The organism is Phormidesmis sp. 146-12 (assembly GCF_052939495.1).
The window spans coordinates 25,430-36,972 of record NZ_JBJPHS010000001.1 but is presented as its reverse complement, the minus strand read 5'-3'; the positions used below and the strand labels follow the sequence as shown (position 1 = coordinate 36,972).

The 11,543-nt window shown below is 48.3% G+C and carries 7 protein-coding genes and 1 CRISPR repeat array; of the genes, 6 read left to right on the top strand and 1 reads right to left on the bottom strand.

The window, feature by feature from the left end:
- The first annotated feature begins 11 nt into the window (after nucleotides 1–11).
- The 4 genes from ACKFKF_RS00130 to ACKFKF_RS00115 all read left to right on the top strand — a co-directional run bounded on the left by ACKFKF_RS00130 (nucleotide 12) and on the right by ACKFKF_RS00115 (nucleotide 5,508).
- Nucleotides 12–2,951, top strand: a complete 2,940-nt coding sequence (locus tag ACKFKF_RS00130; protein WP_446865831.1) for a methyl-accepting chemotaxis protein — start codon at nucleotides 12–14, stop codon at nucleotides 2,949–2,951.
- Nucleotides 2,952–3,381: 430 nt separating this feature from the next.
- Complete coding sequence (locus ACKFKF_RS00125) at nucleotides 3,382–4,431, top strand: pentapeptide repeat-containing protein (RefSeq protein WP_446865830.1); 1,050 nt, start codon at nucleotides 3,382–3,384, stop codon at nucleotides 4,429–4,431.
- A 94-nt stretch (nucleotides 4,432–4,525) separates the two neighbouring features.
- Nucleotides 4,526–5,263, top strand: a complete 738-nt coding sequence (locus tag ACKFKF_RS00120; protein WP_446859289.1) for a hypothetical protein — start codon at nucleotides 4,526–4,528, stop codon at nucleotides 5,261–5,263.
- 35 nt (nucleotides 5,264–5,298) lie between these two features.
- On the top strand, nucleotides 5,299–5,508 hold the full coding sequence (locus ACKFKF_RS00115) for a hypothetical protein (protein WP_446865829.1): 210 nt from the start codon (nucleotides 5,299–5,301) through the stop codon (nucleotides 5,506–5,508).
- A 105-nt stretch (nucleotides 5,509–5,613) separates the two neighbouring features.
- A CRISPR array of direct repeats spans nucleotides 5,614–7,324; the repeat unit is 37 nt; unit sequence GTTTCAGTCCCGTTGCCGGGATTTGGGTTTGTGAAAC.
- 267 nt (nucleotides 7,325–7,591) lie between these two features.
- On the opposite strand, the gene ACKFKF_RS00110 is transcribed toward ACKFKF_RS00115, so the two are convergent.
- Entirely contained in the window at nucleotides 7,592–8,455 is an 864-nt protein-coding gene (locus ACKFKF_RS00110) for a helix-turn-helix transcriptional regulator (RefSeq protein ID WP_446865828.1), read from the bottom strand.
- 158 nt (nucleotides 8,456–8,613) lie between these two features.
- Here ACKFKF_RS00110 and ACKFKF_RS00105 point away from each other — a divergent pair, with 158 nt between their 5' ends.
- A complete protein-coding gene (locus tag ACKFKF_RS00105) occupies nucleotides 8,614–8,817 on the top strand; it encodes a hypothetical protein (RefSeq protein WP_446865827.1) in 204 nt (67 codons plus the stop codon).
- A 20-nt stretch (nucleotides 8,818–8,837) separates the two neighbouring features.
- Entirely contained in the window at nucleotides 8,838–11,534 is a 2,697-nt protein-coding gene (locus ACKFKF_RS00100; protein ID WP_446865826.1) for a hypothetical protein, read from the top strand.
- The last annotated feature ends 9 nt before the right edge of the window (nucleotides 11,535–11,543 follow it).

Sequence of the window (11,543 nt, the reverse complement as noted above, 5' to 3'; positions counted from 1 at the left end):
CCCCAATTCGTATGAACAATCGCACTCGCTCCAAAATCCTCGAACAACCAGCGCCTCTGATCGTGTCCCGTCCGCAGGCTCCTATTGGTCAGCCAAAGATCCAATCACGACCACTTGCTAGTTCACCTCGTCGATCGTTCTTTAGGGACTGGTTTGCAAATCTTCCAATTAGGCGTAAACACTCGATCGCGCTAGTCACCTGTGAATTAGTCCCCATTTTGGGGTTGGGGGTTGGTTCTACCCTGGTGCTAACCAATAGTTTGCGAACCCAACTGTCTGACCAGGCAAAGTCTGAAGTCGCTGTTATCGACCTGACTTATGCTGTCAAAGTCAATCAAATGAGCTTTAGTGCGCGAGGACAATCGGACAATATCGCGTTGATTAGTGCGGCTAAAAGCAATGTTGAGGGCGGCTTGCCGAGTGATTTGCAGGGAAAGGCCAAGAAAATTTTGCAAAGCGAAGTCAAAGCCCACAAAATGGAATACGCCACCCTTGTCGGCAAAGATCGCAAAATCATTGTGAATGCTAACAACAATCGAGCCGGACAGGTTTTTGATCCCCATAGTTTAGTGAGTGACGTGCTCAGAAATGCTCGACAAGTAAGAGCTAGTACGCTAGTTGAGCAAACAGAACTCATTCAAGAAGGCGCGCCCCTGCCCAGCACCTATGACCCGCAAACTCGCAGCGCTCTGATCCGCTATGTGGTTACCCCGATCAAAAATCCCGATACTCAGGAAGTGATTGGCGCACTGGTGTTTGGGGATGTTGTCAACAGTAAGCCGTCGATCGTCGAAAGCACCGTCAATGCTCTAGGAGGCGGCTACAGTGCTGTTTATTCACGCCAGTCTACAGGACAATTTACCCTGACCACAGCCCTGGAGCGCAGTAGCCTCGCAGCCCCGCCTCGCCTACAAATAGAGTTGCCCGATCAATCGCTGTTGACGCAGACCGCGGCCGCTGAAAACGGAAAGCCAGTCACCCAACGTCTGACGATCGATAACCAGGCCTATACGCTGGCTGCCATTGCGCTACCAGAACGAATCATTGAAACGCCTGATGGATCTACTCCGGTGTTTAGTGCCACCCCCACTGCCTTCTTAGTGCGCGGTACGCCTGAAGCCAACCTCGACACCCTGCTCTGGAACAGCCTCCATCAAGAAGCACTACTAATCTTGCTGTCACTGTTTGCGATCGTCGCCTGGAGTGTGATCTTTCGGCGCACTGTGCTGAATGCCATCACCCATCTCGACCAGACTAGCCAAAACTTTGTGCAGGGCGATCGTAATGCTCGCGCCGAGGTCGGTTCTATTGACGAAGTGGGGCAGCTATCAATGACTTTTAACCAGATGGCGGATTACATTGTCAAATCAGAAGCCAACCTGGCCGTCGAAGCCCAACGCGCTCAACAGTTCAGCGATATTACGTTACAAATCCGACAGTCCTTAAAGCGAGAAGACATTCTCAGGATCACGGTGCAAAAAGTGCAGCAGGCTCTAAAAACCGATCGCGTCGTCATCTATCAGTTTCACGAAGATTGGAGCGGTACGATCGTGGCTGAATCAGTGCAACCTGGTTGGAAAGCCATTCTCAATGAAACCGTCAACGACCCCTTTCGCGTAGGGTTAATAGAGGAATACCGCAACGGACGGGTGCGAGTCATGCCTGATGTCAATGCTGAAGGATTGTCTGACTGTCACCGTGATATTTTGAGCAACTTTCAGATCAGGGCCAGCATGATTGCTCCCATTCTCAAAGACAACCAACTGCTTGGGTTACTGGGTGCCCATCAATGTGACGGCCCTCGACTCTGGCAACCCTCCGATGTGGCAATGTTTAAGCAACTCGCTGCTCAGATTGGCTATGCGCTTGACCAGGCAGACACCTTGTATCAGCAAGAACAAGCCCAACAACAAGCCGCCTCCCTATTTGAGGAGCAGCGTTGTCAACAAGAGATGTTGCAGCAGCAATTAGTGGCGCTCTTAGCGAATGTCGAAGGAGTTGCGGGCGGTAATTTGACAGTGCGGGCTGATGTGACGGCGGGTGATATTGGCATTGTGGCTGACTTCTTTAATGCGATCGTCGAAAACTTGCGCCATATTGTAACCAGTGTCAAACACTCTGCGGTGCAGGTTAACAGTCTACTGGGTGCCAACGAAGGCGCAATGCAAAAACTGTCTGAAGAAGCCCTCCAGCAGGCGGAGGAGACTAGCCGGATTTTGGACTCGGTGGAAGCCATGACTCAATCTATTCAGATAGTAGCGGACAATGCTAGTCAGGCTGCTGTGGTGGCTAAGACCGCTTTTACAACGGCCGCTAGTGGGGAAGCTGCGATGGATCAGACGGTGCAAAGCATTCTTACTCTGCGGGAAACGATCGATGCAGCCGTTCTTCAAGTTAAGCAGCTAGGAGATGCCACACAGCAGATTTCTCGAATTGTCTCTCTCATTGATGATATTGCCGTTCAGACTGATCTCCTCGCTCTGAATGCAGGACTGGAAGCTTCTCGCGCCGGAGAGCAGGGACGTGGTTTTGCCATCGTCGCTTCAGAAGTGGGACAACTCGCTGCGCGATCGGCGGCGGCTACCCGTGAAATCGAACAGATTGTAGGAACGATTCAGCGCGAAACGAATGCGGTGGTGGTTGCGATGAGCCAGGGCACCACTCAAGTGATCGAAGGGGCGGATTGGGTAAAAGCGGCAAAACAAAGTTTGGGTCAAGTGGTGCAAGTTTCTCGTCAGATTGATAACCTGGTACAAGCTATTTCTCAAGCAACGGTGTCTCAGGCGGTGACTTCTCGATCGGTTGCCTTGTTAATTAAAGACATGACTCAAATCTCAGAGCGCACGTCTAATTCGTCTCGGCAAGTATCGAGTGCTCTCCGTCAAACCGTGGTCGTCGCTCAAGAACTGCAAGCATCGGTTGAAACCTTTGAAGTAGGGGATGTGGAATGAGTCTAAAAAGATGGTTGGGAGGTCTAAAGCTAAGTACGATCGCAAGTGAGGATTTTTAGTCGGCCCTAAGTCATGAGATCTCCCCTAGTCCCTCTTAAAAAGGCTACCCTGTACATACAAGTGGATTGATCATTCATTGCCAAGATGCTTCGCTCCCTAAATCTCCCAGTCAGGGAGACTTTGAACTAGAAAGATTTCCACGGTTCAAGCCATTTCTCACGGATTCAAAGTCCCTCACGGGTAGGGGGTTTAGGGGGCTGAACTGAAACAAAGCGATTTACGACTTGTGTGTACGCGGTAGCTTAAAAAGGGAGGGAACCGGATTCAAAGTCAGTCTTTTTGAGGCAACGTCTCTCCTTTGCAGGGCGATTTAGAGGAACCGAAGTTCGGCACTCAACAAAACAATCTCAATTTGCGATCTGCTAAATCTATGAATGTTTACGATTTACAACAACAAGTCGGTGACCAGTCCCTTATTGCTGCCCAGCTAAAGTCAGTTGAGCTAAGTGGGGCGCTGTTGCGAGGCGTTGATCTATGGGCTGCTGACCTGCGCGACGCTAATCTGTGGGGAGCCGACCTGCAACAAGTAAACCTGCGACGGGCAAACCTGCGGGGCGCTAATTTGACGGGCGCTAATCTGCGGGGAGCCGACCTGCGCGAAGTCGATCTGCGGGAAACTCAATTGCAGTCTGCTGATTTACAAGGTGCTTTGTATGATGACACCACATTGTTTCCGAGTAACTATGAGCCGATCGCAGCTTTTAAGCTAGTTCCGGGTGCAGTCATCAGCCAGTCTGATTTAGCAGATGCCGACCTCAGTGGGGCAGACCTCACTCAGGTTGATTTCACTCAAAGCAATTTGCAGCAAGCGACTCTCTTTGGGGCTAGTCTCCAAAAAGCCATTCTCACAAGAACAACCTTAACCGCTGCTGACTTGACCGAGGCGGACTTACGCGCTGCTAACTTGAGTAGTGCTAATCTGCAAGCTGCCGATTTGAGGGGTGCCGATTTGCGGCGATCGTTGCTCAATCATGCTAATTTGATCAACACTGACCTGACGGGGGCTGATTTGCGGCAGTCCCACCTGTTTGGAGTAGACTTCACCACGGCTATCCTGAGTGAAACCCAACTAGAAGGAGCGCTCTACGACCTTGATACCCAATTTCCTGAAGGCGTTGATCCGGCTAAGTTGGGAGCGCTTTTAATTGCTCCTAGCATTGACCTCAGCGGTCAGGATTTAAGTGAAGCCAAGTTAGTCGGGGTCGATCTTAGTTACGCCAATCTCAGCGATGCTCACTTTGAAAGTGTTGATCTCTGGGGAGCTAACCTGAGTTACGCTAACTTGACGGGCACAAATCTGACTCAGGCTAACCTCTGGGGCGCTAACTTGACGGGTGCTATTTTAGAAGACGCTGAGTTAACCAATGCTAATTTGCTAGAAGCTAACTTGACAGATACCATCCTGGCTAATGAGCCGTAGAGGCAGGGACTTCTACACACAAGCTATTGACTGATGGGATGCAAGATTTATAGTGCTCGATCGCTGATATTACTGTTTGCCTGCTTGAGGAATTATGCACCACAATCATCGTACTCTTTGGTTAATCCTTCCCTTGGTTTTGCTGGGCGGCTGTACGCAGGTGCGAAATTTGTGGCGCGAAAAATTAGGGCAAGCTAACCTTCAGTTTCAAGTAACGCCGGGTGATCTATCCGGTTCATACAAAGTAGTCGGTAAAGCTGATCTGCCCGACCAGACCGAAATTCGCGTTGCGGCAGTCCGATATCTCTATCCCACAACCCTGGCATCCAATAGCCTGACTCCCAAACCCACGTACTCCATTCTGGCTTATCAGACGACAGAGGTGAAAGAGGGACAATGGCAAGCACAACTGAACCTCTGGCAAGTTGCCCCCAATGGTCAATTTCAGGAGGATTGGCAACTCCACGAAAAACTAAAACTCTCCCTCAAACCAGCTTCAGATGTTGTATTTCTGGCGACCCTAGCTCCGGGTGATAAAGCTGATCAACTCCAGCAGGTCGAAGTTAGTTTGCAGAAGAGTAAGAAGGTAATCGACACTGCCTTGATTCGGCAAACAGTCGTCGGCGATCGCTATCTCCAGTCCAATCAGGTGTTGACAGTTGCTTTGCCCACAGGCAGTACTACGCCACCGCCCATACAGGACAAAGATATTAATGGCGGTTGGGGACGACGCTATCTAATTCCACCAGAAGCTCCCAATCCAAACAACTTAGCGTTTCCTGAAAACCGCCGCACGAATGCTCATCCCGCCCCAACAGAATTTATTCGCTAGAAAATGCAATCAAATATGATCGGCTCGATCGCTAAATGAGTTCAACGCCTGATGCGACAGATGGGATTGTTTGCGTTTCCACGGAGTTGCGCTTTGCGATAACCTATCCCAAAGGGCGGCGATCGAGAGCCTATGTCGAAAATCAATCGGACTACAAGCAACGCACTCAAAATGAATTGCCCCCAGAAGCTCAAAGTCTGAAGGCAATGAATCAATTTAGGAGAACATTCGATCGCCTAAGCTAGAAGTTAGCTGAATGTGGAAAGCGCGATCGCTCTGCTTTCCTGGGCATCTTCACAAGTCGGTATCCAACTACAGACCTAAGTAACTGTCAGCCTGGTTGCAGGGGGGTTTCAGTCCCGTTGCCGGGATTTGGGCTTGTGAAACTTGCAATTTTCATCCCTGGTGTAGGGTCAACCTTTTGTTTCAGTCCCGTTGCCGGGATTTGGGTTTGTGAAACTTTATCATCGTCGATCGCTTCGTTCAGGTGGCTGGTTTCAGTCCCGTTGCCGGGATTTGGGTTTGTGAAACATTTGATTTCATAGGATGTTAGTTTCATTCCACACTCCCTGAGTTTCAGTCCCGTTGCCGGGATTTGGGTTTGTGAAACGCTCGATCGTGGCGTTGCTTCCGCCTGGTTCTAGGTTTCAGTCCCGTTGCCGGGATTTGGGTTTGTGAAACGTTACGCGTTACAATGACAATGTCATAACTAAGGAGAGTTTCAGTCCCGTTGCCGGGATTTGGGTTTGTGAAACGCCACTCCATGAGGCACCGACTTGGTAGCGTCATTAGTTTCAGTCCCGTTGCCGGGATTTGGGTTTGTGAAACTACAACAGGCAAGCCAAGCGGGACTATTGCACAACGTTTCAGTCCCGTTGCCGGGATTTGGGTTTGTGAAACTCGCAATCACTACGGCTCCAGCTTTTCCAGCTATGTGTTTCAGTCCCGTTGCCGGGATTTGGGTTTGTGAAACATCGGGGGGCTTTGGGAGTACGATCGGCTGGATAGACGTTTCAGTCCCGTTGCCGGGATTTGGGTTTGTGAAACGTAGGACTGGGGAAGCGGCAGGGCTTTGCTGGAAAGTTTCAGTCCCGTTGCCGGGATTTGGGTTTGTGAAACTCTAAGAGGGGCAAGCCCATGTAACTTCGCTCAATGTTTCAGTCCCGTTGCCGGGATTTGGGTTTGTGAAACACCCAATATTTTGATTTTCTATTGCTTCATCATAAAGTTTCAGTCCCGTTGCCGGGATTTGGGTTTGTGAAACGTTTATTTATTGAAGATTTAAACGCTGAAAATTTTGTTTCAGTCCCGTTGCCGGGATTTGGGTTTGTGAAACACAATCCTCATTACGGCAGGCTATCAGACTTACAAGTTTCAGTCCCGTTGCCGGGATTTGGGTTTGTGAAACCGAAAGAAGATTAATTTTCTGTAGTGACTACAGTTGTTTCAGTCCCGTTGCCGGGATTTGGGTTTGTGAAACCCAAGCGGGAGCTTCGGCTATTTCGCACTCATCCAGTTTCAGTCCCGTTGCCGGGATTTGGGTTTGTGAAACGATATAGTAACGCACATAACGAGCAATGCCAAGAAGTTTCAGTCCCGTTGCCGGGATTTGGGTTTGTGAAACCAAGAACTTGAAGCAGAACAGGAGCACGATCGCTATGTTTCAGTCCCGTTGCCGGGATTTGGGTTTGTGAAACCTGCTGCTCAGACATGCTCAACCTCTCGCAACTTGAGTTTCAGTCCCGTTGCCGGGATTTGGGTTTGTGAAACGTTGATGCTGACAGAAACCCGATCGGCAAGCCATTTGTTTCAGTCCCGTTGCCGGGATTTGGGTTTGTGAAACCTGGCATTTCTGGAGTACAGGCATACCGATCGCTGGTTTCAGTCCCGTTGCCGGGATTTGGGTTTGTGAAACCAGGACTGGGAAGCGTGAGTACGATCGCGGGTGTTCTGTTTCAGTCCCGTTGCCGGGATTTGGGTTTGTGAAACCCCATAGTAAGGTTGCGATCGCCCTGCAAGAAAGTGTTTCAGTCCCGTTGCCGGGATTTGGGTTTGTGAAACCCCGTCAGCTAAAACCCCCACGAGGAGGGATGTTCAAAACCGATTTTGGCAAACCTCAACTGAAATATTGGTTTCAGCCAAAATCATTTAGCGACATAATTTAGCTCCATCTCAAAACTATTGAATTGTCGAGGTTCTGGGGTTTGGCAAACCTCCCAGGGTTTTCGCCCTCGCTTTGGTTTGCCAAAAGTCACTTGCCACATCATAAACCCAACCTCCTGATCTGTCGATGTTTTTCCAACCAGCCATAACCCCAACAACCCTCATCTACCGCAACTCATAGCGATCGCACATCCCCAACACTTCCTGCTTAACCAACTCGCGCACAGACCCCGGCGAAACAACCTCACAATCTTGTCCATATCGCAGAATCTCCCGAATCAGCCAAAACGTACTCGACACTTGCCGGACAACCCGCTTTACCTGCGGCAAACTCTCATGCCACTCATTAACTTCATCGATCGCACGCTTACTTCGATAAGCAAACGCCAACCCTCCAAACAAATGTAACTCTACCGGAATCGTGGTCAACCCAGACAACAACCATTGCCCCGAAACACGACTAACCGCCGCATCGGTAATCCGATCAATCCGCAACGATCGATTGTGCTGTAACTCTGGCAATCCTCGTGTGTCCTCCGTTTCCTCACACCAACAATCGAGATATTGCCGATCCTCGTGGGGCGCGATCGCAGCATAGCGAATCGTAAACTGCCACAACCGCTCCGCCGCATCCTGATACGACAACTGAAAGGGTTGCTGCTGTCGGATATATTGCTCTACCCCCAATCGCCAGGGCTGAGTCGGCTGGGCCACAAATTGCTCTAACTGCATCCTCAAAGGAATCGTGAGTTCACCGCGCTCTAGTAAAAGCTGTGCGATCGCCAAAGCAGCCTCAATTCTTCCAGCATCGACTAAAGCAGATCTGGCTTGGTTTAGAGCATTAATCCGCTCAATCTTCCAGTCGTGATTGGGAGCAATCAGCAACTGACGACGTGCGATCGCTTCCACTAGCTTCGAGATGTTGGCACGATCGCCCCAGGTCATGCCTAATTCCAGGGCAAGACTTTCGAGTTGCGCTTTATCCCGTTCAGAAATTGACAATGTAATTGACTGACCTTTTCGACTCATAATTTGTCCGTGTACTTTGTCCGTTTAACGTCTTCTCAATCTCTATGATCGCTGTTATATTCGAGTCAATCAAGTTTTGACGGACAGAAAATAAAGGCAAATCAGAAATGTAAACTTTACTAAACTCTATGCACTAACTAAGATTGCAGGTATAAATTATGACAAAGCTTGAAAAATTAGAGAGCATTTTGGCGGATGGAAATTGGCATTCGACCGAAGAATTGGTACAAGCTGTGGGTCATCGGTTCTCAGCAACCATTCATATTGCGATTCATCAGCATCATTACCAGATTGAGAAAGTGCGATCGTCTGGCAACCAATTTGAGTATCGATTGTTAGTTGCAGCGAAAAATCAAAAGTAGAAAAAGTAAGGATATTTGCGATGCGATTGCTAAACCGTCCTCCGAAAACTCTCGAAGAACGCTACTTCAGTGAAATTCGCCCATTGCTCTACGAACGGCATGGAACCCATCATCAATGGGGAACCAGAGAAAAACATACTTTGGCAGAACATCTTGATTCTGCTTGCCAATTTGTCTTGACAGTTAGCCGAATGGCAGGGGTTCCAGATGATAAGCGTTCTGTGATCCTTGCTGCTACAGCCGTACATGATCTGAATAAGTTGGATGAGTCTGGGCGTAATCTGAAGACTTTAGCCAGGAGCAAAGAGTTTCTACGAGAACAGTTAGAAAAAGCTGGGGTAATCAGTTTTGTGCCAGGAGAAGCTGAACTTGAATTGGCGAGGCGATTGATTGAGCGACATTCAGGACATAACGCCAGCGATGGCGCATTGTTTTTACCCGAAGATTCACGAATCAAGCGGTGGGCATCCATTCTAATTGCCGCAGATTTGTTTGATTTGGATTTACCTGCCCAGGATTTGACCAAGAAACTGCAAAAGGAATTAACTGTAGCGCTGAATCGTCCAAGCAAGCTTTATAGGATTCGGGTTTCTGAAGATCGGGGTTATATGACGGCTTTGCTGCTGGCGGCTTGCGAAGAAGTTTTAATTGAATACGAACTGACTCCACTGGCAATTTTTCCAGATGGGGAATTGTTTGAAGGCGGCGATTTTCCAGACATTGACCTTGTTCCTAAAATTGCTGCTCGTTGGCAATCTAAGATTGATGCGGTTTTTGGTAACAACATTGATCAGCTTGTAAAGCCCGGAAATAACGGGATTAGAATCATGTCTCAAGCTGTTCAGCAAGATCTAAAGGAAGTTGTTAGCGTTGTTCTATATCAATTGGAGAAGAAAAAAGCTGGATACAAAGCAGAAAAAGTTCAAGCAGAGGTCAACAAACATATTACCAAAGTCGATCAAACGGCTCTAGACACTGCGAACCAAGCTGGAATGTTACCAGTGAGCAATGCTGAGGAATTTGCTTTATCAGAGGGACTGAAAGCAGCTTTCGTGAGCTATCGGAAGGTTAAACCTGAAATTCCTGTTGATCAAGTATGGGACAAGATAGCTGAGCATGTGGGTTTATCAGAACAGCAGCGTCAAGCTTTGCAACCCTTTGATGAGCAATATGGTCGATCGCTCCTTGCTGCACGAGCAATCACTAAGGGGATAGAAGGAATTCAAGCGGCTCTCATGGAATCTCTGGAAATGAGAAAAGGTTCAATTGGCGATGAATCAGAAGAATCTGAAGTAGATGAAGAGTTAATTCAATTAACATATCGAACCTTAAATTTGCCAAATACAAACTTTTTAAGAGGGTTCGATGAACTCAATGCTTATGTTAAAGCTAGACCTAATAAACGTTGTTCTCTTGGTTCTACAATCAATGAAACCAGTGAAATGGTTTCGGTTGCAATGCCTATAGGTACTAAAGTTCAGGTATTCTCTAATCGGCTTCCCGGTGGCTCAACAACGGAACCAAAAAGACAAGCAGAACCAACAACACTTCAAGCGTATCAGCTTCTAAGTATTGGGGCTAATTTCCCCAAAAAGCAGAAAGAGCCGCCGTGCTATTTGCATCTCACACTTCCAGAAGGCTCCTGCCCAGAACTATTACGGATATGGCGAGAATGCCTACGGGACTTTGCTGCAACGAATGCAGAAGACGTGGTATCTGTAAATCCTGTCAAGCTTTACAAGGATAATGCAGTTGAATTTCAGGCTGGTAAAGGTGAAGGCTTTGCTTTCCCAAAACGTCCGGAATTTGTTCACAATACGGTTGTGTTACCAATGGTTTGGGGGAAAGCAAATACTTCAGTGGCTCTACTAAAATCATTGAGATTAGCCTTGGAGCTTTCACTCGCTCTAGATTTTGGATTTCCTTTTGTGTTGAGTTCAAGTCTGCAAATTGAGCCGTCAACAGAATTCTACGGGCGGGTAGAGGGCATTCCAACCTCGTTCACTCGGCTGTTGGGATCTGGACGATACAGCCGGGAAGATGCAGAGGTTGTGCGCGATCGCCTCCGATGGCTGGGCAATCTCGTACAAGCAGTTGTCAGTATTCCTAAATTTGATGACTGCCTCTATGACCTTGCTCGTGCAACTTCTACACCATTGAGTTTGTATCACGTTCTTTTACGTTGGATTCTTCGAGAACATGATAAGCCAAACCTGATCATGTTCTGGAGGCAAATCCGTGAACCTTTGAAAAACCTACTGGAGAGCCTTATGCCTGGTGAAACTGATGATTTGACTCAATATCTCAAAGAAGCAACTCAGATTGCTGCCGAAGGGAGGATTTGGGGTAGTTCCTGGGAGCGCAGTCCGTCCTTAGAACCTTTTGCTGCACTGGTGTCTGCATTACGGAGCAAAAAGGAGCATATGCCTCTTGATGTGCTGTTTGCTGCTTTAGTTCAGCAATACCACACTCGTCTCGATCGGATTCGTGAGCATGGTGTAGGGGCAACTAAACTTGAACAGATTAAACGCTACTACAATGTGTTGCGTAAATTGTTCGAGGAAGTTTACCAAGCCCGCCCTGAGAAGTTTCTAGCCGATCAGAAAACGCTCGAAGCTGCATACCTCTTTTTTCTAGAGGAAGCTCGTGAGCCGTTGAGAAAGAAAAAGGATGATGCACAAGATTCTGAGACTGATGCTCAGGACGAAGCAGCTTAAATTTGCACA